The following is a 22386-nucleotide window of genomic DNA, read 5'->3' on the forward strand; positions in this document are numbered from 1 at the left end:
GAGAGGACACCCCATGGCCGCTCAAGACCCATCCGAAACCAGCACCGCCAAGGCGGGCCAAGCACCTGCACCCGACGACTCCCGGAAACCGGACAGCCCCACCGATGTCACCAAACCGTCCTGGAAGTACATCGCCAAGAAGACCCTCCGGGAGTTCACCAAGGACCAGTGCCCGGACCTCGCTGCTGCGCTGACGTACTACGCGGTGCTGTCGTTGTTCCCGGCAATGCTCGCGCTCGTTTCCCTGCTCGGGCTCTTCGGAGATCCGGAGAAAACGACTGCTGCCCTGCTGGAGATCGTGCGGGGCTTCGCCCCTGCCGAGACGGTGAATACCGTTAGCGGCCCGGTTGCGGAGTTGGCCAGCGCCCCGGCCGCAGGGTTGACCCTGGTCATTGGCCTTGGCACCGCGCTCTGGTCCGCCTCGGGTTACGTTGGTGCCTTCGGCCGGGCCATGAACCGGATCTATGAAGTGGACGAGGGCCGTCCTTTCGTCAAGCTGCGCGGAACCATGCTGGCTGTGACGCTCCTGGCCGTAGTCATCGTGGCGCTCCTGGCCGGCATGCTGGTGCTCAGCGGACCTGTGGCAGAGGCAGTCGGCGGACTCATCGGGCTCAGCGGCGTGTTCCTCACCATCTGGGACATCGCCAAATGGCCCGTGATGGTAGCGCTGATCATCGTCATCATCGCTGTGCTCTACTACGCCACCCCCAACGTCAAGCAGCCCAAGTTCAAATGGATGAGCCTGGGCTCCGGGATAGCCCTCTTCATCTTCCTGCTGGCGTCGCTGGGGTTCGGTTTTTATGTTGGCAACTTCGGAAACTACAACAAGACCTACGGCGCGCTCGGCGGCGTGATCGTCATGCTGCTGTGGCTGTGGATCCTGAATATGTCCCTGCTGTTCGGTGCCGAGTTCGACGCCGAGATGGAGCGGGGCCGGCAGCTCCAGGCAGGCATCGAGGCCGAGGAGACCATCCAGCTGCCGCCGCGGGATACCAAGAAGAGCGAGAAACTGCAGAAACAGGAAGAGGAAGACATACAACACGGCCGGGAACTCCGTGAAAAGTACAGTGCAGAAAATGCCGAGGATACGGAAGGTTCGGCCCAGGATGGAGACCAGGGCCGGGACGGGAACCGGGGCGACAGCCAGGGCCTGGAACGGCATCGCGACAGGGTCCGTGACAAGGTGCGGGAGCGGGCTGCCGCCAAGGACCCGGAGCGCGAGGACCGCTAGCCCGGGACCCGGGCGCCCGCGGCACCGGGGTTTTAGGACTGGGCCGCGGCGGGACTAGGCAGGGCCTGCAACTTGGAGGAAAATCAATTTCAGGACATTCCGTTTAGCTTCCCGTGGCATGGTGCCCCGGGTGTCAGACGGGGTCGGCGGCGAGGTGGCCTCTTCTGAGACCGAGGCCAGTCCCCCCAGTCGTCGTCGGCCCCCTGGACATGTTGCGCGCCCCACGGCGCCTCGTTGGCAGACCCGCGTGCCGGCCGCTCAAAACACATCAGCCTTTCAAAACCGCCGCTGGTTCCCTTCTGAGCGCAAGCAGATAGGCGCCGAATCCCTGGGGCGCGCGGGCATCGGTCCGGCCTGATGTTCTGACCCGGATGGTGTCCGTGGACCACACCGTGGACCCGTGTTTCCGAAGCCGCTCCACCAGTGCGCGGTCCTCATGCGAGCGGAGACGGGGAAACCCGCCAGCCAGCGCATAGGCCGAAGCCCGCACCCCCAGGTTTGCGCCGTGCACATGGGGATGGTCTTCCCCCAGCGGATGCCGGAGGTGCCAGCGCCGGAGGATATCGCCATCCGTGCTTTCCGGGTCTGGTTCCACTGTGCCCAGGACGGCATCGGCCCCGCGGTCAGCCAGTTCCACCTGGCGCAACAGCCAATCTGGCGGAACGAAGGAATCGGCGTCGGTATTGGCCAGCCAGAGCTGCGGGGAAGCATACGGGAGTCCATCTCCGGCGCTTCCCAGCAGTGCCGCGCGGATGCCTGCGCGCCGGCTTCCGCCGACGCTGCGGAAGGTGACCTGTAACAGCGTGATGCGGCGGTCCACCGCAGCCAAGCGCCCCGCCACTGCAGGGGAACCATCAGTACAGCTGTCCAGCACCACCAGGATAGTCACGGTAATGGCTGGCCGGTGCGCCTGGAGAACGTCGGCGGCGGCGCGCACGGCAGAGAGGGCCCCCGGCAGGAGCTCTTGCTCGTTGTGGACCGGAATCACCACGGCCAGCTGCCCGATGCGCTCCACGTCAGGCCTCCGCCGAGCCGGGATCGCCGGGGGCGACCAGTGTTTCCAGGACAAAATCACGTTCCTGGTACAGCCCGGCGGTGCGCCACCGCAGCTGGTTCCGGGCCAGCGCGTGGACCGAGTCGCCGTCGAGCTCCCAGCCTGAAACCGGGTGCCGCCAATGGCACAGCAGCAGGGTGCCGCCCGGGGCCATGGCTGACTGAATCCGCTCCAGCAGCTGCTCGAACTCGATCGGCGAGAGGTAGTACCCCACCTCAGAGACCACCACCAGGTCGTAAGTGCCCTCGGGCCATTCCGCCGGCAGGGTCAGCTGCCGGGTGGCGACGCCGGGAAAGGGCGCAAGGCGCTCGGCGGCAAGCTTCAGGGCAGTGCTGCTGGCGTCAACGGCCAGCAGGGTGGCGCACCGGCCGGCCAGCTCGGCAGTCAGCGTCCCGATCGAGCACCCGATCTCAAGGCCCGACCTGTAACTTTCCCGGGGCAGGGCGGCGAGGGTCAGGCTGCGCTTCCGGCGCTCGTACCAGCTGGTGGTGTACTGCCACGGATCCTCGGACGTCGAGTGCACGGCATCAAAAATCCGCTGCGCATCTTCGCTGGTGTGGGGCGCGGAACCAGCGGCCGGGCTGGCGGCAGCACCGCCCGGCGCGCCCGGCCGGGTCCAGGCAAACGTCTCAAAGGCGCGCTGGAAGTGCGCCAGGAAGCCCTCACCGAGCAGCACTTCGTCCCCTGCCGAGGCGGACAACGGACGCACCTGGCTGGCGTGGGCGCCCATCGCGGCGCTCTTGGCAGCCTGCTGTTCAGCGCTGAGGGGAAGCCGGGCCCAGGACTGCCAGGTGGGGTCCTCCGGCGAGGCCCAGAGCCAGTACCAAATGGGATATTCCAGCAGGGCATGCCCGCCTTCGAAGGCGACGTCGGCCGCGGCCGCGCCCAGGGCGTCATGGTCCGCATGGCCGTCCGCCCGGTACGGTGCCACTATCGCCAGCTGCTGCGGGTTCCCGGGATGCCTCTCCAGTGCCTCCAGTAGCCGCGCGGAAATTTCGGGCCTGCGGTCGGCCAGGCCGCCATCCGGCAGCCCCAAATAACGCCACCGTCCGGCCAGCCCCAGGACGTCCATCGCCGCCGTAAATTCCTCTATTCGGACGGCACCGAGCTGCTCGGGAGTCATCGTGGCGGAGTCCGGGTGCGAGCTCTCCCCAGCTGTGCAGAGCAACACCTCGACGTCCGCGCCCAGCGAGTGCAGCAGCGCCAGCAGGCCTCCCGCGCCGAGAGTTTCGTCATCCGGGTGGGCCGCCAGCACTACAAACCGCATGGCGCTTAGTTCCTGCAGTGCCAGGGGCAGCTCGGCCTGCGCAGCCAGCCCGCTTGCAGCCCAGTCCTTTTCGTCAGTGCCCTGGTCCGTGTGCGAGAAGCTCACCATGGGTGATCCCCGTTCAACGTCAGTTTTCCCAACTGGGCATCGTCCCGCATGGCATGGTGCTGGCGCACGTACAAGCCGAGGTCTGCCATGCGTTTGGCGTACGGTTCGTCGAACGCCAGCGGCGCCGGTCCGCGGTTCCGGCTCACCAAGGACAGGACGCGTTCGACGGCGGCCGCTACCGTTCCGCGCACCCGCAACGCTTCGCTCCACGCGCTGCGGTCCGCCACCGGTGCGTCGTCCTGCACGGACGGGCCGCGCGCGTTGGACAGCGTGCCATCACCGTCGGAAAGGGCACCGCCGTCGATAAGTTCTGCGGTCCGCGCCAGGTACTGGAGAGCGGAGGTCAGGATCCGGTCCGTCTCCCCCAGCGCGGCCAGCGCAACCTGGTCAGGTTCCCGGCCGTTGCCGGCGGCAGTGCGCAGCGATTCCTCATAATCCCTCGCTACGGCCACCGCTCCGCCAAGCCAGCAGGCAGCCACACCCATACCTCCCCACGCGAAACCGGGACGGCTGAAGTACCAGCCATCCCCGCCCAAAGGCACTGCCGGCACCTGGCTGAAATGGACAGTTCCGCTGGGAATTTCCCGCAGTCCGCGCGCCACCCAAGCGGGCTCCTCGCACGTCACGCCCGGGTGCCGCAGGTCCACGGCAAAGGCGGCCCTGCCACCGGTTTCGGTGTGGGCAGTGATCACGGCGCGGTCCAGAAGAGGCGCCAGGGAGCACCACGGCTTGGCGCCGCTCAGCAGGATGCCATCACCATCAGGTTTGGCTTCCAGAAGCGTTCCCGGACCTTCGGCGGCGAACACTCCCCACGCACCGTCACGCGCGTCCGGGGAAAGGGCCGCCTGCGCCAGGATGGCCTGCGCATCCAAGTGCGGTTCGAAAACGCGGCCGGCGGCCACGTCCACGCTGGCCACCGAGGCCAGCAGCTCCCAGAGAAGGCCCGTCTGCCCGTCCCCGGGCTTTGGCCAACTGCTTCCGATGTTCCTGGCAATGGTCAGCAGCGCCGGGACATCGCCGGTCGCCGCCGACACGGCGTCGAGCAGGCTACCCCATTGAGCCAGGTCCGCATCAGCAGAAACCAGGCGGACGGGTTGGGGAAAGCGGCGCTGTCCGGGAGCACCGGTCTCCGGTTTATTTTCAGTCACGTGCTGGCGCCTGTCAGTCCCCTTGCCTACTTTTCTGCCGGTTCGGTAACGGGCGCCGAGGGTGCCATGGTTTCGGCGTTGACCATCCAGGCCAGCTGTTCCAGCCGTTCGATGGCGGCATGCAGCAGGTCGGCGCTGGTCGGATCTTCGTCGTCCACCTCGTCATGGACGTCGCGCATGGTCTTAACCGTGCGTTCGAGCCTGGCGGTGACCAGCTTGACGGCATCCTTAGTGGAAACCAGACCACCGGGAAAGGCCTCAAGCCGGGTATCCGAAGCGACGGTATTGCTCCGGCCGTCGGGCAGGGCATGCAACGCACGCATCCGTTCGGCCGCTTCGTCGGCGAACTGGCGGGCAATGGCGATGATCTCGTCCAGCTGCAAATGAAGATCGCGGAAGTTGGTGCCAACGATGTTCCAGTGGGCCTGCTTGCCCTGCATGTGGAGCTCAATCAGGTCCGTGAGGACCATCTGGAGGTTGCTGGCAAGGGTGGGTGACGCTTTCATCGAATTCCTCCACTGCAGGCTGTCAGTTCCGGACGGGCATCGGCCGGAGAGTCATTCTAAGCATACTTAGCAGTATTCGGGGTGAACGATAGGTTCGCGGGCTAACCGAAGGAGCGGCGCTCAACGCACCCGCGCCAGGGCGAACCCGTCCCAGCCTTTGGATCCGACGGTCTGGATCACAGTGCCCTCCAGCTGCGGGTGATTGCCCAACAGTTGGAGCGCTTGGATGATCCCCGGCGCGTTGACGTCGTCCATGGACGGATCCAGGACTGCCCCCTCCCACACCGCGTTGTCCAGCACGATGGTGGTTCCGGGCCTGCCCAGGCGGACAGCCCACTCCAGGTAGTCGGCGTCGTGTTCCTTGTCCGCATCGATAAACACAAAATCGAAGGGCTCCTGGCCCTCCGCGTGCAGGGCGGCCAAAGTTTCAAGGGCTGCGCCGACGCGCACCTCAACCTTGTCAGCCAGCCCGGCTGCCGCGACGTTGGCCCTTGCGACCTCCGCATGTTTGGTGAGGTATTCGCACGTCACCAGCCGGCCGCCGTCGGGAAGCCCTTGAGCCATCCAGATGCTGCTGAACCCGGCCAGCGTGCCGATCTCCAGCACGCGCCGGGCACCGGAAATCTGGACCAGGAGTTTGAGTAGCTTGCCGGCATTCGGGGTTACCTCGATGGGCGGCATCCCGGCGTCAACGGCGGAGCTCACCGCCCGCCGCAGCGCGTCGTCGGGATGCACCACAGTTGCCGTGAGGAAATCTTCCACTGCCACCCAGCCCGGCTGGGTCTTGTGCTCAAACATGGCCACAGTCTGACATGCAGCCACGCGCCGGTCTAGGAACCGTCTGTGAGGGCCTTTTCCAAGCGGTCCACCTTGGCGCTGAGCTCGCCCTGATAACCGGGCCGGATGTCCGCCTTGATGACCAGGGAAACGCGGCTGCCGAACTGGCCAACGGCTTCGGTGGCGCGCCTGACGACGTCGAACACCTCGTCCCAGTCACCTTCAATGGTGGTGAACATCGAGTCCGTCTGGTTGGGCAGCCCCGACTCCCGGACGATCTTCACCGCGGCAGCGACGGCGTCGTGGACTGAAGCATCGGTGGGACGGGATCCCCCAACGGGCGTACCGGACGGGGCAACTGAAAATGCAAGCAACATAAAGGCAAGTCTGTCATGCCGCCAGACACTGTGAACCGGGCCGGGAACGCCTGCGAACGTCACATAACCCCCTACCCTCCAGTAACCATGATCGCCGCCTAACGCGTTGCTAACCTGATCGAATGAGCATTGCTGTCGTCCGCAAGCCACTACGCGCAGACGCTGCCCGGAACGTGGACAAGATCATCCTGGCCGCGCGCCAGTGCTTCCGCGAGCATGGCCCCGAGGTTCCCCTCCAGACCATCGCAGCGACGGCGGGCGTTGGCCCGGCCACGCTCTTCAGGAATTTCGCCGACAAAGAGGAGCTGGTCCTCGCCGCCCTCAACCGGCAACTGCGCGAGACAGTAGACCCTGTTATGGTCGAGGCCTTGGCGGGAATGGACGCCGCCGAGGGACTGCTGCGCGTCATGAACGCCATCATGGCCGCCGCCAGCGCCGACGCCAACCTGCTGGGCGCCGTGGCGGGACGCCGGGAACTCCTCACCGGAATCACCGGCTCTCTGATGGAATCCATCGGCGTCCTCCTGGTCCGGGGCCAAGGCCAAGGCACCCTGCGGGCCGATATTTCCATGACTGACATGTTCCGGCTGCTGGCCATGCTGATCGGCGTGGTGGATACCATGGAGCCCGGCTCGGACGCCTGGCGCCGCCCGGTGGCCCTCATCGAGGATGCCATCCGTACTGAACGGTCCGGCCGGCCGCTTCCGGCGCACGTCCCACTGCCCGCCTCGCAGTTACATAACGCACACTTCAACTGACCAGGAAACACCCGAGCACGGCCACTGGCCTTCCCTCCCCCTCCCTCACCATTGTGAGTGTCAAGACGTTGGATTAGACTCTAATGGGGTTACGCAGCCAGCCTCTGAACTATCAGAGGAGTAAGAAAATGCGTTTCGTTTTAGACATTCAACAGGCCTCGGTGGTTGTCCAATGAATCACTCGAAGCTTTCACAGTTCATCAATGATCCGCGCGGCCCCGAAGAGGTCCTGCCGTCGCTTGCCGCGGAGGACCTGGCCAATCTGCTGGACGCCCTCTACCAAAACCTGGACACGCCTGCCCCGGACTTCGGCGCGCAGGTATGGTACGAGCTTGCCGTCGAGGAAAGCGCCCGCCGGACAGCCCCGCCGGAGGATGAGCAGTCGGCCTAAGCGGCCGCTAACCAGATCGCGGACTCCGATGGGCCCGCCTTGCTGAACCGGCAGTGACGACGGTCAGCGGGCGTCGCCCTCGGGGTCTTTTTCTTGGGGCTTGCCTTCTTGAGGCCCGCCCTCCTGGGGCTCGTCACCAGGGCCCTTTTCCGAGTGCCCTTGAACGGCGTCGAGGTCTTCCTCGGCTTCCTGCACCTCACAGTCGTGGTGATGCGGCACGTGGTCCTTCGCCTGGATCAAGTGCTGCTGCAATTTCTCCTCGGCGGCGCGGCGGCGCCGGGAGGTATCCCGTAACTCCCTGGTGGCTTCGGACGCACTCTTGTCGTAGATGGGCCGGGACTTCTGTTCTGAACCTTGCTTGTCGGCACCGCCGGCGCCATCCAGTGCGTGGTGCTCTGCTAGTTCGTTCATTTCACCTGGCTCCTCTTTGGCCGCAACTGCCAAGTCACAGCTGCTGTCTGTCCGGGCATCAGTCGTTGGGCGCTGATTCCCGATTGCGGACCTCGGCCCGGACCGCCGCGTGGAGTGCGGCCATGCCCGGTTCCTGGCTGACGTCCATGGCCAGTCTTATCCGTTCAGAGAGGATGTCAAGGTCCTCCGGCGGCAAGTCGGCGAGGGACCTGAACCGGGTGAAGAAGCGCTTGACCGGCAGCCCGGCGCGCCATCCAGCGTCCGTGGGATGGCGGGGCTTGCCGGGTCTGTTACGGGCTACGTGCAGCTCTATTTCCATGGTCAGTGCTCTCACGAGAATCCACGGCCAACTGCATAGCCTGCCTCATGCTACAACTCATGTGATGCCCACCACTAGGGGTCCAGGTCAGTTCCACCCGAGCAACCGCAGGAGGGCGGCTGTCCCTGCGCCGACGATGACCACCACCAGGAACGGCGCCCGTAAAGCCAGCGCGATGGCGGCGGCGGCGAGAGCTCCCAGCCGTGCATCCGCAGCCAGGGTCTGGCCGGACGCTACCGTGTTGACGATGGTAAGGGACGCCAGCAGCCCGATGGTCATGGTCCCGGCCACGCGCGACATCCGGGGGTCTTTGAGAAGCTTCGCCGGGACGAAATAGCCCACCAGCTTCCACGCGTACGCAAGCAGGCACGCCAACAGCAGCCAGAACCAGAGGTTCATGGACCCACCTGCCCTGTTTCGCCGCGGCTGTCCCCGCGGGTTTCCCCGTCGATGTTCCGGGCCGGGCCCCTATGGCGTGCCGGCTGGTTTTCCCGGTGTCCGTGGTGTTCCTCGTAGGGATTAACGTCCGGTTCCAGCCCCTCATCACTGCGGCCGTGGCTGAACCAGCCGATCAGGGCGGCCACCACCGCGGCGATCAGAATGGGCACGCCCGCGGGAACGAAGGGCACGGCAACCACCGTGGCCAGGGCACACACCACGGCTATTGCAGCGGGCTCCCTGCCCTTGAGCCGCGGCCAGAGCAGGCCCAGGAAGGCCGCGACAGCCGCGCCGTCCAAGCCCCACTGCTTCGGATCGCCGAGCCCGCTTCCCGCCAGTGCTCCCACCGCCGTGAAGAGGTTCCAGAGCACGTAGATGCCGATGCCGGCGGTCCAGAAACCGCGCCGCTGCTCGCCTGGATCGGTCTGCCCGGTGCTGGTGGCCGTGGACTCGTCAATGGTGACCTGCGCGGCGACATATCGCCGCCATCCCGTCGGATGCAGGAGGGCGTTCAACTGCATCCCGTAGATGCCGTTGCGCATGCCCAGGAGTGTGGCCGCGCTCATGGCTGCGATGCCGGAGCCGCCGCCCGCCACCACGCCGATAAACGCGAACTGGGAACCGCCGCTGAACAACAGGAGGCTGAGCGCCATGGTCTGCCAGAAATCAAGGCCGGACGTGACAGAGAGGGCGCCGAAGGAAATCCCGTACAGGCCGGTGGCAATGCTGATGGAGATGCCCACCCGGACCGCGGGCGATGCGGGCAGTTTCACGGCCGCCACCGGGCATCGGTCGCCCGCAGGCTCCAGGCCCACAGGATAAGCGGGAGCTGAAGCGGAAGCCTGACCGAATGTGCCTTGCGCTGCGCCGGCGACCCCGCCGGGCCATACGCGCGGCGGAGGGCGTCCACATGGCCGGCCAGGAATACGGTGAACATCGCCGTCACGGCGGCGGCCGTCGCCCGGCGCGTGGCGGGAATCAGGAGTCCGATGGCGGCGCCCGCCTCCAGCAGTCCGCTCACCGCAACCCATTCCTCCCGGCTCATCACCGCCAGCGGCCGCCCGCCGCCGTCGTGCATTTTGCTCGCCTCGCGCGTGCTGTCCGGGCTGGCGTCCGGATCATCGCGGCAGAGGTAGTCAGGGACCACTTGCGCGAAGAACCGCGGCTCGCGGAAGTGCTTCATGGCGCTGGTCAGCAGCAGAGCGCTCATGGCTGCTGCGGAGATAGTTTGGACGGCCCGCCCGGACCAGCGAAAAGGCATGGCTCCACTCAATCACAGCGGACCGCCCGCGCGTAAAACACGCGGCCAGCGCCGTGACCAGCCGGGGCTCCGCGGGGATGCCCGGGTTTGCCCGGGGGCTCAGGACGGCAGCTGAGCCTGTTGGCTGCTCGACTGGAGCTGCGCCAGCACCCTGGCGGGCTTGTTGGTGGTGATCTCGTGGACACCAAGCCCCTGGCAGAGGGCTACGTCGCGTTCGGTGTCCACGGTCCAGACGCGGAACCGGCGGCCGGATTCCAGCCAGCGTTGAACGTTCCGGGCGTGTTCGCGGACGTAAATGATGCCAGGTCCTGCGAGTCCCACCTCGCAGTCGTCCAGGATCCGCTCGCCTTCCAACTGCGCAGCCCTCATGACGTTGGCGACGGCGCCGCCCGCCAGGTGTCCCAGGCTCAGTTCGTCACGGATTTCGTCGACGTCGATATCGTCCACCAGTTGGCAGATGTGCTCAGCGGGGACAGTCCTGAGCAGGTGCTTCACCGAATCGGGGCTGAAGCTCATGAAGGAGACGCGGACGTTATCCAGCATTGAGGTGGCGGCGTCCCAACCCTCGCTCCGGAGCACGCCCAGCACCCGGTCTTCGAGCCTCAGCTGGTACGGGCTGGGATGCTTGAGTTCGATAGCCAGTCCAATGGGCCGGCCGGTTCCGCGCAGGATGTTCAGGAGTTCCGGCAGAGTCAGGAACTGCTCTGACTTTGCGCCATATTTCTCCGGGATCCGGGCACCCTTCCAGGACGAGAAGTCCAGCAGCCGCAACTCGGCAAGCGTCCGGTCCGCCACCGGCCCGGTTCCGTCAGAGGTTCTGTCCAAATTCGCGTCATGGATCAGCACGGCGTGCTGGTCCCGGGTGAGGTGTACATCGCACTCCACCCCGTCGGCGCCGTCGGCAATGGCCTGGAGGTACGCGGCGCGGGTGTGTTCGGCAAATGCGGCGCTGGCGCCCCGGTGGGCGAAAACCAGTGGACGCTCCGGCACAGACTCGTCGAATGTCATGAGGACACGTTAGCGGACCAGGCCTGAGCGCACGGGACTAGGCTGGGCACATGCAGGTGAACTCTGAGCCAATAACCCGGCAAGCCACTCCTCAGCCCCCCGGCGCGGTGCCGCCAGGCAGGAAGACGGGGACCTCCGTCGTCGGCCATCAACTCAGCGCGGGGGACGCCGAAAAGGCGGCAGCGCTGCGGAAAATGAAGCTCGTGGCGCTGGGACTTCTCATTGCCATGGCCATCGTTTTTGTGTTCGCGTTCGCGCTGCAGAAGGAGTATCCGTGGCTGCAGTACGTCCGCGCCGCGGCGGAGGGCGGCATGGTGGGCGCGCTGGCCGACTGGTTCGCCGTCACTGCCCTGTTCAAGTACCCCATGGGCATCAAGATCCCGCACACCGCCATTATTCCGCGCCGCAAGGACCAGATCGGGGCGTCGCTGGGCGAGTTTGTGGAAACCAACTTCCTGTCCGAACAGGTGGTCCAGGAGAAGCTCGCGTCCGTGGATGTGGCCCGGAAGGCGGGAGCATGGCTGTCCGGCCCCGGCGGTGCCGAGCGCGTGGCGAAGGAAGGTGCCGCCGTCATCCGCGGCGCGTTCAAAGTGCTAAACGACGACGACGTCCAGGCAGTCATCGAGGCAATGGTCCGTAAGCACCTGCTGGCTCCGCCGTGGGGACCGCCGGTGGGCAGGATGGCGGAGCGGATTTTTGCCGACGGGCACCACCACAAGCTGGTGGACCTGCTGGTGGACCGCGCAGCGGACTGGGTGGACGACAACCACGAGACCGTCAGCCGCCTGGTCTCCGACCGCTCCCCCACCTGGGTCCCGCAGTTCGTGGACGGGCTGGTGGGCGACAAGGTGTACGTCGAAATCCTCAAGTTCACCCGCGCCGTGCAGGCCGATCCGAACCACCAGGTGCGGCAGCAGATCGACAAATACCTGAACGACCTCGCGCAGGACCTCCAGTACGATCCCGCCATGATCGCCCGCGCCGAGGACATCAAGGCCCAGGTCCTGGGTGATCCCGAGGTCCGCGAACTGGCGTCCCGCACGTGGGGAACCCTGAAGAACGCCCTGCTCAGCGCCGTGGACGATCCGGACAGCGAGCTCGCTGTGAGGTTCAAGGCCGCGGTCCGGGACTTCGGCTCGCGCCTGGTCAACGACGACGAACTGGCCGGCAAGGTCAACGCCTGGATCGGCGATGCCGCCGGCTATCTGGTGCGAACGTACCGCTCGGACATCGCGGGTGTGATCACCGATACCGTGGCGCGCTGGGATGCTGAGGAAACGTCCCAGAAGATCGAGCTGCAGGTGGGCAAGGACCTGCAGTTCATCCGGATCAACGGCACGGTGGTGGGTTCGCTGGCAGGGTTGGCCATCTTCAGCGCGGCGCATCTGGTGTTCGGTTAGCCGCGCCCTTTAAGGCAACGCGGGGTCACTAGGCGCCCGATAAACCGCCAGGAATGGGCATTGAGTGACCCCGCGTTGCAGGCAGGAGGACTACGCGAAAGACTCCAGCTCGACGCCGGCTGCTTCCAGCCCAGCCCGGACGGCGGTGGCCATCTCGACGGCGCCGGGGGTGTCGCCATGGATGCACAGGGAGTCGGGCCTGACCTGGACCACGGTTCCGTCCACGGCCACCACTTCGCCTTTGGTCGCGAGGCGCACGGCGCGCTCAACGATGGAGCCGACGTCGTGAAGGACGGCGCCTTCCTGCGAGCGCGGCACCAGTGTGCCATCCGCCTGGTAGGCGCGGTCCACAAAGGCCTCCACAAAGACGGGGTGCCCGGCTTCCTTCGCCTGGACCAGGAGCTGCGATCCGGGCAAGCCAAGAATCGGCAACCCGGGGTCGTAGGCCTGGATGGCGGCAACTACTGCTGAAGCCTGCTCGGCGTCATGCACAAGCCGGTTGTAGAGGGCGCCATGCGGCTTGACGTAGTCAACGGAGGCACCCACGGCGTGCGCCACGCCGTCGAGCGCTCCCAGCTGGTACAGGACGTCACCGAAAAGCTCGTCAAAGGACATATCCAGGGACCGGCGGCCGAAGCCGGCCAGATCCCGGTAGCCCACGTGCGCGCCCACCGTCACATCGAGCTCGAACGCCGCGCGGCAGCTGTCCAGCATGGTGACCGGATCCCCGGCGTGGAAGCCGCAGGCCACGTTGGCGCTGGTCACGAGCGGGAACATCGAGGCGTCATCGCCCATGGTCCACGAGCCGAACGATTCGCCGAGGTCAGCGTTAAGATCCAAGGTTGTTGCCCTCCAGGGTTTTGTTGTCCGGGGTGTTGTTGCCCATGCCGTTGTTCTCCGCGGCTGCGGAGGGGGCTTTGAGCTCCCCTGGAATCGTATCCGGCATCGGGCCGAAAGCCTCCTTGGCATTCGCCACCACAGCCCGGCCCATCATGAGGTTGGCGGCGCCGCCCACCACTGCGCCAATGCCGAACGGCAGGGCACGGCCAAGGAGCGCAGAGCCCTGGCGCTTGAGCAGGTTCTTGAGGAAGGCTTTCTGGATTTTCGTCCGGATGGCGCCGAAACCCGTGGGCATGGACTTAGTCAGCACATTTCCCCATGTCTGGGTTGCGCTGGCACCCTTGCCCATGGCCTGGCCGCTCAGCGTACCCAGCAGGGCAGTCCCCTCTTCGCCCAGCATGATGGCCATGACCATGGTGCTGGCCTTTTCCGGGTTGGTCAGGCGGATCCCGTGGAGCTCGGCCAGCGACGTGGCGAAGAGGGCGGTGGCCTCGAGGAAGCCAACCGTGGCCGCGGCGGAAAGCCCCAGGGAGGCAACAGTTCCGACGCCGGGCACAACCGCGGTTGCCCCGACGATCGCACCGCCGCCGGTCACTGCCCGCAGGTAGTCCCGCTCCAGGATTTCCGCGAGCCTTGCCGCGCTGGCGCCGGGATGCTTACGCTGCAGCCGCCGGACGTAGGCGAGCACCAGCGGCCGTTGGATTTCGACCGCCCTCAGGAGCATGTTGTGGACACCGGGTTTCGGCTTGCCGTCGGCATCGAACACCGCGTTGTGGGCGGTCTCCTGGGCGATGCGTACTGCGGGATTGCTGCGCTTGGCCATGGTCACCTCTGCTTCTGTAGTAGATCGGTCCGCCGGCAGCATGGCTGCGGCCTTGCCTTAACTGCTTGCCTTAACACTAAGGGTGCTTAACACTACGTACCCTCTCGGTTCCACCGATATCCGGCCGCGCCTAGACTTGCCCTATGCCCACACTCCAAGCCCTGCGGCCGTTTGCGCACCGCGAGTACCGGGTCCTCATCGCAGCCCTGGCCATCTCCATCTTCGGATCCGGCATGTGGGCTGTCGCCATGGTCTACCAGGTGATCCACCTCGGCGGCGGGCCGCTTGAACTTTCCCTCGTGGCGGCCGCGGGCAGCGTTGGCCTGGTGGCCTTTGTCCTCGCCGGCGGGATCGCAGCGGACAGGGTTCCGCAGCGGCTGCTCATCATCGCCGTCGAAGGCGCCAACCTGGCTGTGATCGCGGCCATCAGCGGCCTGGCGATGGCGGGCTGGCTGCAGCTGTGGCATCTGGCCGTGGGCAGCTTTGTCCTGGGCGTGGGCGCTGCCTTCTTCTTCCCGGCCTACTCGGCGATCCTGCCGCGTATCCTGCCGGCCCAGGACCTGCTGGCGGCCAATGGCATGGAAGGCACCATGCGGCCCATCCTCCAGCAGGCAGCCGGACCTGCCGTCGCGGGTGTCCTGGTCGCCGCACTCTCGCCGTCCCATGCCGTGACCGGCGTGGCCGGTTGCCACCTCCTGGCGTTCATCATCCTGAACTTCCTGGGGCGCCATGCCCTGGAGGCGCCCGTCAACGGGGCAGAGGAAAGCGGCTCCCAAGGCACCGGCTCCGGAACGCACGAACGCCCCGCCAGGACGTCGTTCTTCCACGACCTCCGCGAGGGCGTCAGCTACACCATCCGCACGCCATGGCTGCTGTGGACCCTGCTCTGGGCCTGCGTTTCCGTGCTGTTCCTGATAGGACCCATCGAAGTCCTGATGCCGTTTGTGGTTCGCGACCAACTGGGCGGCGACTCCCGGATGTTCGGCTTCCTGCTCGCCGTGATGGGCGTGGGCGGGGCGATCGGATCACTGGTGACCGCATCCCTGAAACTGCCGCGCCGCTACCTCACGGTGATGATGGTGTGCTGGGGTGCCGGCAGCCTGCCGCTGGCCGCCGTCGGAATCCTCGACAGCTTCTGGACCATTGCCGCCGCGATGTTCATCTTCGGCGCCACCGGCAGTGTGGGCATGGTCATCTGGGGCACACTGCTGCAACGGCGGGTACCCGGGCACCTGCTGGGCAGGGTCTCCAGCCTGGACTTCTTTGTGTCCCTCGCGCTGATGCCGGTATCCATGGCACTGGCCGGTCCGGCCGCCGAGGTCTTTCCGATCTGGGCGATCTTCCTGTTCGCCGGCGGCGTCTGCCCTGTCCTGGCAGTGATTGCCATGATCGCGGCCCGGATGCCCCAGGACGAGCTGGCCCACCCGCTGGACCCTGCCCCTGTACCCGCTGCGGAACGCACGACGGCGGCGGGAGACTGACGCTGCTGCGCTGCTTCCAGCGCGTGTCATCTCCCGCCGCCGCCGGCAGGGTCCTTTACCCCACCGCTTGCACGATGGGCAGGCTCGCCGTGGGCGGTCCGCCGGGGAACACTGTTGGCTCGGGGAACTCAACCGGTTCCAGCGCAACCCGGACCGGTTCGGCACCCACCCTGAACACCTGGCCGCGGACATCCACGTCCAGCTGACCGCCGCTCTGGACGCTGAGGGTAAGCGCACCGGCGTCGAGCTCCACCAGCAGCAGCCGGCCACGGACCTTCAGATGGAAGGACAGCGCGTCCCACTCCGCCGGAAGCCGCGGATCAAAGAACGGCATGTGGCCCTGGTCGCGGAGCCCGGCGAAGCCGCAGACCAGTGAGCTCCAGACTCCGCCGGTGGACGCAATGTGCACGCCGTCGATGGTGTTCCCGTGCGTGTCATCGAGGTCGATGAAAACGGCGTTGGTGAAGTGGTCCAGGGCTGCTTCGGGGTGCCCAACTTCGGCTGCCATGATCCCCTGCACACAGGCGGACAGGGTGGAGTCGCCGGTGGTGATGGGATCGTAGAAGTCAAAGGCGCGGCGCTTTTCCACCGCCGTAAAGTCCTGCCACTGCAGGAACATGGCCAGCACGGTATCTGCCTGCTTCAGCACCTGGTGGCGGTAGATCACCAGCGGGTGGAAGTTCAGCAGCAGCGGGTACTTTGACCGGGCCGTGGTCCAGTCCCAGGGCTCCAGGGTCATGAAGTCGTTGTCCTGCGAATAGACCTGAAGGTCCTCGTCGAACGGCAGGTGCATCCGGTTGGCGGCCTGCACCCAGAGCTCGCGTTCAGCGTCGTCGATCGCCTGGTGGTCCAAAGCAGCGGCGGCGCGCAGGTTAAAGCGGGCCATCACGTTGGTGTACAAGTTGTCGTTAACCACCGCTGTGTACTCATCGGGGCCTGTGACGCCGTGGATGTGGAAGAGCCCGTCCTTGCCAAAGAAGCCCAGCGAGATCCACATCCGGGCCGTTTCGATCAGCAGTTCGGCGCCCATGCCTTCACGGAAGGTGTCGTCACCGCTGGCCCACACGTAGCGGCTGGTGGCGAAGGCGATGGCGGCGGCGATGTGGAACTGCGCCGTGCCGGCAGCGTAATAGGCGCTGGCTTCGAGGCCGTTGATAGTGCGCCAGGGAAACAGGGCGCCATCCACGCTGAGCTCTTTGGCCCGGATCTTGGCAGCCGGCAGCATCTCGTGCCGGAACTCCAGGACCTGGCGGGCACCGTCGGGGTTCGTGTAGGTGAGGTAGGGCAGGAGGTAGACCTCCTGGTCCCAGAAATAGTGCCCCTCGTAACCGGAACCGGTGACGCCTTTTGCGGGGATGCCTGCGACGTCGGCCCGCGCCGTTGCCTGCGCCAGCTGGAACAGGTTCCACCGGATGGCCTGCTGGAGCTGGGGCTGGCCAGCCACCACGATGTCCGAGGTGGCCCAGTACCCGCGGTAGTGCTCCCGGCTCTCGACGAAGATGTCCTCCACGGACCGGAGCCCGGCTTCGGCGGTTTCCGCGGCGTCCCGTTCAGCATCCTGGACGCCGGGTCCGGCGGCGTAGCTGACGCTCTTTTCGAGCCGGAACGGCTCGTCGGCACGGACAGCCAGGACGTAGCGGACGCTGCTGTCGTCTTCACCGGCCACAGTTTCGAAGGGCTGGTGGCCGGCCGAGGTCCAGTGGTCCACCGCCAGTCCCACGCGCTGCCCGGATTCGGCCGCTTGCCAGGACAGGCGGAGCGAGCCGTCGCCGCCGTCGATCCGTACCGGGAGCAGGACCCGGCCTGCGTGCCGACCGGCGCGGCGCGGGTCATGCGCCGAGTGGTCCTCCACAGGCTGGTCCTGGCGGTTGATGACCGACGACGTGACGTCGGCGGAAACCTCACGGTCTGAAGCGACTTCCAGCGAGATGCCCAGGCTTCCGCGCGACGCGAAGCCCACCGCACGGCGTTCCGTGGTGGTCACCGTGGCGCCGGACCGGCAGCGCCACGTGATGCGGCATTCGTAGATGCCGGTGGCGAAATCAACCGTTCGGCGGTAGTCCAGCACATCCGATTCCGCGAGCGAGAGGGACTCACCATCGATGATTACCGTGAAGTTGTTGGCATCCGGGATGTAGATGATCCGCTGGCCGGTCCGGGCAAAGCCGAACGCGTTTTCCGCGTGCTTGATGTCCCAGATCTCGTGCAGGCCGTTGATGAAGCTGCCCGGCAGTTCGGCGTCCGCCGCCGCCCAGTGGGCGCCACGTATGCCCAGGTGCCCGTTGCCCAAGGCAAAGAGCGTCTCCAGGGTGCCCGCGCTGCCTGGCTGGTGGTGGGTCTCCACAAGCTGCCAGGGGGTGTCGGGGAACCGTTCGCGGTCCGCGGTGATAAGTGCCATGGTGTTGGGATCCTTTTGGCGTGGTGCTGGTCTGGGTGATGCGCGCTGGGCGGTTGCCCGGCCGGGGAGGCTGCCCGGCCGGGGGGGGCTGGCTAGAGAAGTTCCTGGAGGTCGTTGACCACCCGGGTGGCTCCGGCGTCGAGCAGGGTCTGCCGGCCGGCGCCCCTGTCGACGCCGATCACGGAGTGGAAGGTCCCGGCGTGTCCGGCCTGGACACCGGAGACCGCGTCCTCAACCACCACGCACTCTTCGCTGGGCAGGCCCAACAGCTGTGCTGCGTAATTGTAGGTGGCCGGGTTCGGTTTGCCGGGCAGTCCCTCGGCCGCAGCCACCACGCCGTCCACCACCACGTCGAAGTGCCCGTTCAGGCCGGCGGCCTTCAGGACCGCGGGCGCGTTCCGGGAAGAAGAGACGACGGCGACCTTGAGCCCGCGGTCCAGCGCAGCTTCGAGGAAGCGTACCGACCCTTCGAAGGGCTCGACGCCGGCGCTGACGATGTCGTTGAAAACCTGGTTCTTGCGGTTGCCGAGTCCCTGCACGGTGGCGCGGGAGGGATCCTCATTCGCAGAGTCTCCACCAGCGGGACCGGCACCGGCTGAGCCGTCTGAGCCGTCGGTGGAAGAGCCTTCGGGGAGCACGATGCCGCGGGAAGCCAGGAAATCCCGGACGCCGTCGAACCGGGGCTTACCGTCGATGTGGTCGAAGTAGTCTTCCTCCCGGTAGCCGGGCACGTCGGGGCGGGACGTGAGGTAACCCTCGAAGAGTTGTTTCCATGCCTCTTCATGGACGGTGGCCGTGGGTGTCAGCACTCCGTCAAGATCGAAAAGGATGGCAGAAGCGGTGGTCCAGCCGGGGTTTTGGGTTGTCAGAACGTCAGTCATGCGCAGTGTCCTTCCAGACGGCGGGGAGCCCCAGGGGGGCGTAACTCAAATGGGCGTAATTTCAACGGGCGGGAAATTCAACGGGCGGGATCTCAACATCGGGTCCTCAGCATCCGGGCAGCAAAGGGCGAAGGCAGAACCGTGGATTCGCGGGCAACGGCGTCCGCTGGATCAGCAGGAGCGGCTAATGGCCAGGGCTGGGACCTCGGCGGGCCGGTGGGCTGCTGTTAATCGTCTTCTTACATGATGAGCGCCTTGTTGCGGCCTGACAACTTGTGGGACCAGGCGGGGAGGCACAACGCGGGCAGAGGCATGGCACATGGGCATCCGTGCGGCATCCCTTCCAGCTGATTCAACGGCCGGAGGGGACTCAGGCCAACATCGAGTGTAAGCGCTTACAAATTTCGCTTGCAACTGGATTAGCAGCCGCTCAGCCGAGTATGTAGTGGCGAAGGAAGGCGCTGACGTCCACCATTTCGGTTTTGCTCATCGCGTGGCCCATCCCGGGATACGTCCGGGCGGTCAGCTGGGTGTTCTCATGCAGCCACTGCGCGGTGTACGCGGTGGCGTCCTCGTTGATCACGAGGTCCGCCTTGTCCCGCCCCCAGAAGAACGGTGGCGGGGTCTCAAAGGAATCGGTGAGGGACAGCAGCTCGTTCTCCAGCACAAAACCGGACAGCCCCACCGTTGCCTTGTAGTCGGCGGGGTGCAGGCGCAGGAGCGTGCTGGCCATGGCCATGCCTTGGGAGTAGCCCATGAGGCTGACGCTGCTGTGGCGGCTCCTCACGGAGCTGATCCAGGAGTGGACGGAGTTGGTGGCTGCGATGACATCGGCAAAATCGTTGGCCAGGAAGTAGTCCAGCAGGAACCAGCCGTAGTGGTCGCCGATCACCATGGGGGCCCGCAGTGCGGCGCAGGTGAACTCCGGGGGCAGGTAGTCGAACAGCCGCACCATCCGGGACTCGTCCGTGCCGTAGCCGTGCATGAGGATGAGCAGCGGCGTGCCGTCCCGTTCAGCTTCCGGCCTGGACCAAACAACTGTCTCCATCCGACCAGCCTAGCCAGTGCGGCCCGCTGAACAGCCATGACACAGCCAAGGTGCAGCCCGGCCGGAGATTGAATCGCGCCCGGCCCGGCTGTAGGTTGAGGGAGGACAGCATGCTTACCAGTTCGGCACCACAAGTACTCGAACCCCAAGGAGCAAGTCATGAGAATCGGTTCCGCCATCTTCCTTATCGCGCTCGGCGCCATCCTCGCCTGGGCCGTCGCTCCGGGACTGATCCCCTTCGTGGATCAGGTTCTGGTTGGTTACATCCTCATGGCAGTTGGCGTCATCGGGCTGATCGCCTCCCTCGTCCTGGCGTCACCAGGCCGCAGCCGGCGCATCAGCGAAACCCGCTCAGTGGTTGACCCGAACACCGGCGAGCGCATCACCCGCAACGAAAGCCGCGACGGCGGACTATAGCTTCCCGGACCGGAAGCGCCCGTCATGAAACCCGCCAGGCCGGGCCGGACCCCCGCGGTCCGGTCCGGCCTTTTTTCGCCCACCGGACCCGCCTCGCCCGCGAGACCAGGCCGTCGTCTTTGTTTCATGTGGATTTCCGTTGACAAACCAACATAAGCAAAGATAAAGTCAAGTAATTCCACATCATGTGATGCCAGTCACGGATGGATCCCCAGACTTTACGCAATGGAGGGTACGTGTTCGCCGAAGAGCGCCAGCAGAAGATTGCCGAGCTTGTTGCCGGCAACGGCCGGGTCAGCGTGACCATGCTGGCTGAGCGCTTCCGCATCACCACCGAAACCGTCCGCCGCGACCTCGCCACCCTCGAAACTGCCGGCACCGTGCGCCGGGTCCACGGCGGCGCAGTGGCAGCCGACCGTTTCAGCACCACCGAGGAAAGCATCAACGAGCGGACCATCCAGCGCCCGGACCAGAAGATGCGCATCGCACAGGCAGCCCTGGCCCTGATCCCCCAGGCAAAGTCCGGGAGCATCCTGCTCGACGCCGGTTCCACCACCGAAGCGCTTGCCGACCTGCTCTCCCGCCGCGCCGCCGTCGAGCCTTCCGCGGCGGACTACCCGCCCGAACTTGTGGTCATCACGCACGCCGTCCCCATCGCGGCCAGGCTGGCAAGCGCACCCGGAATTGCCCTGCAAATACTCGGCGGCCGGGTACGCGGCCTCACCCAGGCCGCCGTGGGACAGGCCACCGTGGAATCCGCCCAGCGGATACGCCCGGACATCGCGTTCATCGGCACCAACGGCATCCACGCAAGCTTTGGCCTCAGCACGCCCGATCCTGAAGAAGCCGCCGTCAAGGCAGCCTTCGTCCAGTCGGCACGCCGCATTGTGGTGCTGGCCGACTCCTCCAAGCTGGACGCGGAAACCCTGGTCCAGTTCGCCTCCCTGAAAGATCTGGACACCTTGATTACAGACAGCGAGCCCAGCCCGGAACTCACAGCAGCCCTGGCCGATGCCGGCGTTGACGTGGTGATCGCATGATCGTCACGTTCACGGCCAACCCCAGCCTGGACCGCACGGTGGCCCTCCCCGGCCCCCTGGAACGCGGCGAAGTCCAGCGCGCCGTCTCCGTCAGCCAGGAATCCGGCGGCAAGGGCGTCAACGTGTCCCGGGCGCTGGTTGCCTCGGGCCTGGAGACCATCGCCGTGCTTCCGGGCGGCGACAGTGATCCTGTCCTGGCCGGCCTGCGTCACGACAGCGTCCCCTTCGCAGCGCTGCCCATCGACGAGCCGCTGCGCACCAACGTGGCGCTCACTGAACCGGGCGGCGTAACCACCAAGATCAACGAGCCCGGCCCGGTACTGAGTGAGGAGGAGCAGGAAGCCCTGATCAGCCTGCTCCTGGAACGCGCGCGCGGTGCCAGCTGGGTTGTCCTCGCAGGCTCCCTGCCGCCCGGTTTCCCGGCCGATTTCTACGCCACCGTCACCCGGCGGCTGCGGAATGGCGCGGGCGACGGCACGCCGCTCATCGCGGTCGACTCTTCAGGCGGGCCGCTCGTCGCAGCCGTAGCTGACACGTCGGATGGCACCACGCCGGACGGCACGTCCGGGAAACCGGACCTCCTCAAACCCAACGCCGAGGAACTGGCGGAACTGGCTGCAGCAGCCGGCTTCGCCACGGCGTCAACCGCAGAAGAACTGGAAGCGGATCCGGAGGCTGCCGCCGAGGCCGCCGCCGCCGTCGTGCGTTCCGGTGTGGGTGCGGTGCTGGCAACTCTCGGATCCAAGGGAGCTGTCCTGGTAACGGCCGACGGCGCGTGGCTGGCTACGCATCCGCCGGTCGCCGCGGTCAGTACGGTCGGTGCGGGCGATTCATCGCTGGCCGGCTATCTGCTCGCCCACGGCCAGGGCGCCGCCCCGGCCGATTGCCTCCGTCAGGCAGTGGCACACGGTGCCGCCGCCGCCTCCCTGCCGGGTTCCACTGTCCCGGCAGTCCACCAAACCACCCCGGATGCCGTAACCATCACGGCCCTTCGAAAGGATTGA

General features: G+C 66.3%; 25 protein-coding genes. 8 read left to right on the forward strand and 17 right to left on the reverse strand.

Going from position 1 to position 22386, the window contains the following annotated elements; all coding sequences use genetic code 11:
- The first annotated feature begins 13 nt into the window (after positions 1-13).
- The gene (locus tag J2808_RS05610; RefSeq protein WP_309812917.1) at positions 14-1231 is read left to right on the forward strand and encodes a YihY/virulence factor BrkB family protein; all 1218 of its coding nucleotides are present in this window, start codon (positions 14-16) and stop codon (positions 1229-1231) included.
- 268 nt (positions 1232-1499) lie between these two features.
- Here the strand turns inward: J2808_RS05610 and J2808_RS05615 are convergent, their stop codons facing one another.
- The 6 genes from J2808_RS05615 to J2808_RS05640 form a co-directional block, all read right to left on the reverse strand.
- A complete protein-coding gene (locus tag J2808_RS05615; RefSeq protein WP_309812919.1) occupies positions 1500-2246 on the reverse strand; it encodes a glycosyltransferase family 2 protein in 747 nt (248 codons plus the stop codon).
- Between the two features lies 1 nt (position 2247).
- Positions 2248-3660 (reverse strand): bifunctional PIG-L family deacetylase/class I SAM-dependent methyltransferase, encoded by a 1413-nt coding sequence (locus J2808_RS05620; protein ID WP_309812923.1) that lies wholly within the window; start codon positions 3658-3660, stop codon positions 2248-2250.
- On the reverse strand, positions 3654-4808 hold the full coding sequence (locus J2808_RS05625; protein WP_397427989.1) for a hypothetical protein: 1155 nt from the start codon (positions 4806-4808) through the stop codon (positions 3654-3656). The genes J2808_RS05620 and J2808_RS05625 overlap by 7 nt, the downstream gene beginning before the upstream one ends.
- Positions 4809-4834: 26 nt before the next feature.
- Positions 4835-5314 (reverse strand): Dps family protein, encoded by a 480-nt coding sequence (locus J2808_RS05630; RefSeq protein ID WP_309812930.1) that lies wholly within the window; start codon positions 5312-5314, stop codon positions 4835-4837.
- A gap of 120 nt (positions 5315-5434) precedes the next feature.
- Positions 5435-6112, reverse strand: a complete 678-nt coding sequence (locus J2808_RS05635) for an O-methyltransferase (protein WP_309812932.1) — start codon at positions 6110-6112, stop codon at positions 5435-5437.
- A 32-nt stretch (positions 6113-6144) separates the two neighbouring features.
- Positions 6145-6468 carry a thiamine-binding protein gene (locus J2808_RS05640; protein ID WP_309812935.1) on the reverse strand — a complete coding sequence of 108 codons (324 nt, stop codon included), beginning with the start codon at positions 6466-6468 and terminating at the stop codon, positions 6145-6147.
- Positions 6469-6590: 122 nt separating this feature from the next.
- On the opposite strand from J2808_RS05640, the gene J2808_RS05645 reads away from it, so the two are divergent.
- A complete protein-coding gene (locus J2808_RS05645; protein WP_309812937.1) occupies positions 6591-7226 on the forward strand; it encodes a TetR/AcrR family transcriptional regulator in 636 nt (211 codons plus the stop codon).
- A gap of 172 nt (positions 7227-7398) precedes the next feature.
- Positions 7399-7617 (forward strand): hypothetical protein, encoded by a 219-nt coding sequence (locus J2808_RS05650; RefSeq protein WP_309812939.1) that lies wholly within the window; start codon positions 7399-7401, stop codon positions 7615-7617.
- A gap of 63 nt (positions 7618-7680) precedes the next feature.
- Here the strand turns inward: J2808_RS05650 and J2808_RS05655 are convergent, their stop codons facing one another.
- From J2808_RS05655 to J2808_RS05680, 6 genes are all read right to left on the reverse strand, one after another.
- Positions 7681-8028: a hypothetical protein gene (locus J2808_RS05655; RefSeq protein ID WP_309812942.1), complete on the reverse strand. Its 348-nt coding sequence runs from the start codon at positions 8026-8028 to the stop codon at positions 7681-7683.
- A 58-nt stretch (positions 8029-8086) separates the two neighbouring features.
- Complete coding sequence (locus J2808_RS05660) at positions 8087-8362, reverse strand: hypothetical protein (protein ID WP_309812945.1); 276 nt, start codon at positions 8360-8362, stop codon at positions 8087-8089.
- 72 nt (positions 8363-8434) lie between these two features.
- On the reverse strand, positions 8435-8746 hold the full coding sequence (locus tag J2808_RS05665; protein WP_309812947.1) for an AzlD domain-containing protein: 312 nt from the start codon (positions 8744-8746) through the stop codon (positions 8435-8437).
- Positions 8743-9558, reverse strand: coding sequence for an AzlC family ABC transporter permease (locus tag J2808_RS05670; RefSeq protein WP_309812949.1), 816 nt, complete (start codon positions 9556-9558; stop codon positions 8743-8745). Before J2808_RS05670 ends, J2808_RS05665 begins: the two co-directional genes overlap by 4 nt.
- Positions 9555-10046 carry a DoxX family protein gene (locus J2808_RS05675; RefSeq protein WP_309812953.1) on the reverse strand — a complete coding sequence of 164 codons (492 nt, stop codon included), beginning with the start codon at positions 10044-10046 and terminating at the stop codon, positions 9555-9557. Before J2808_RS05675 ends, J2808_RS05670 begins: the two co-directional genes overlap by 4 nt.
- A 99-nt stretch (positions 10047-10145) precedes the next feature.
- A complete protein-coding gene (locus J2808_RS05680) occupies positions 10146-11054 on the reverse strand; it encodes a glycerophosphodiester phosphodiesterase (protein ID WP_309812957.1) in 909 nt (302 codons plus the stop codon).
- A gap of 50 nt (positions 11055-11104) precedes the next feature.
- On the opposite strand from J2808_RS05680, the gene J2808_RS05685 reads away from it, so the two are divergent.
- On the forward strand, positions 11105-12454 hold the full coding sequence (locus tag J2808_RS05685) for a DUF445 domain-containing protein (protein ID WP_309812961.1): 1350 nt from the start codon (positions 11105-11107) through the stop codon (positions 12452-12454).
- Between the two features lie 90 nt (positions 12455-12544).
- Here the strand turns inward: J2808_RS05685 and J2808_RS05690 are convergent, their stop codons facing one another.
- Positions 12545-13294 (reverse strand): LamB/YcsF family protein, encoded by a 750-nt coding sequence (locus J2808_RS05690; protein ID WP_309812963.1) that lies wholly within the window; start codon positions 13292-13294, stop codon positions 12545-12547.
- The gene (locus J2808_RS05695; protein WP_309812966.1) at positions 13284-14117 is read right to left on the reverse strand and encodes a hypothetical protein; all 834 of its coding nucleotides are present in this window, start codon (positions 14115-14117) and stop codon (positions 13284-13286) included. Before J2808_RS05695 ends, J2808_RS05690 begins: the two co-directional genes overlap by 11 nt.
- A gap of 143 nt (positions 14118-14260) precedes the next feature.
- On the opposite strand from J2808_RS05695, the gene J2808_RS05700 reads away from it, so the two are divergent.
- Entirely contained in the window at positions 14261-15598 is a 1338-nt protein-coding gene (locus J2808_RS05700) for an MFS transporter (RefSeq protein ID WP_309812969.1), read from the forward strand.
- 55 nt (positions 15599-15653) lie between these two features.
- Here the strand turns inward: J2808_RS05700 and J2808_RS05705 are convergent, their stop codons facing one another.
- The 3 genes from J2808_RS05705 to J2808_RS05715 all read right to left on the reverse strand — a co-directional run bounded on the left by J2808_RS05705 (position 15654) and on the right by J2808_RS05715 (position 19925).
- Positions 15654-17996, reverse strand: a complete 2343-nt coding sequence (locus J2808_RS05705) for a glycoside hydrolase family 65 protein (RefSeq protein ID WP_309812972.1) — start codon at positions 17994-17996, stop codon at positions 15654-15656.
- Between the two features lie 92 nt (positions 17997-18088).
- Complete coding sequence (locus tag J2808_RS05710) at positions 18089-18877, reverse strand: HAD family hydrolase (protein WP_309812974.1); 789 nt, start codon at positions 18875-18877, stop codon at positions 18089-18091.
- A 430-nt stretch (positions 18878-19307) separates the two neighbouring features.
- Positions 19308-19925, reverse strand: a complete 618-nt coding sequence (locus tag J2808_RS05715) for an alpha/beta hydrolase (protein ID WP_309812977.1) — start codon at positions 19923-19925, stop codon at positions 19308-19310.
- A gap of 159 nt (positions 19926-20084) precedes the next feature.
- Between J2808_RS05715 and J2808_RS05720 the strand changes: the two genes are divergently transcribed.
- From J2808_RS05720 to J2808_RS05730, 3 genes are all read left to right on the forward strand, one after another.
- Positions 20085-20342 carry a DUF6458 family protein gene (locus J2808_RS05720; protein ID WP_309812980.1) on the forward strand — a complete coding sequence of 86 codons (258 nt, stop codon included), beginning with the start codon at positions 20085-20087 and terminating at the stop codon, positions 20340-20342.
- A gap of 236 nt (positions 20343-20578) precedes the next feature.
- Positions 20579-21382: a DeoR/GlpR family DNA-binding transcription regulator gene (locus J2808_RS05725; protein WP_309812983.1), complete on the forward strand. Its 804-nt coding sequence runs from the start codon at positions 20579-20581 to the stop codon at positions 21380-21382.
- Entirely contained in the window at positions 21379-22386 is a 1008-nt protein-coding gene (locus J2808_RS05730) for a 1-phosphofructokinase family hexose kinase (protein WP_309812986.1), read from the forward strand. Before J2808_RS05725 ends, J2808_RS05730 begins: the two co-directional genes overlap by 4 nt.

This window comes from Pseudarthrobacter sulfonivorans, from assembly GCF_031454915.1.
Lineage (GTDB): Bacteria > Actinomycetota > Actinomycetes > Actinomycetales > Micrococcaceae > Arthrobacter > Arthrobacter sulfonivorans_C.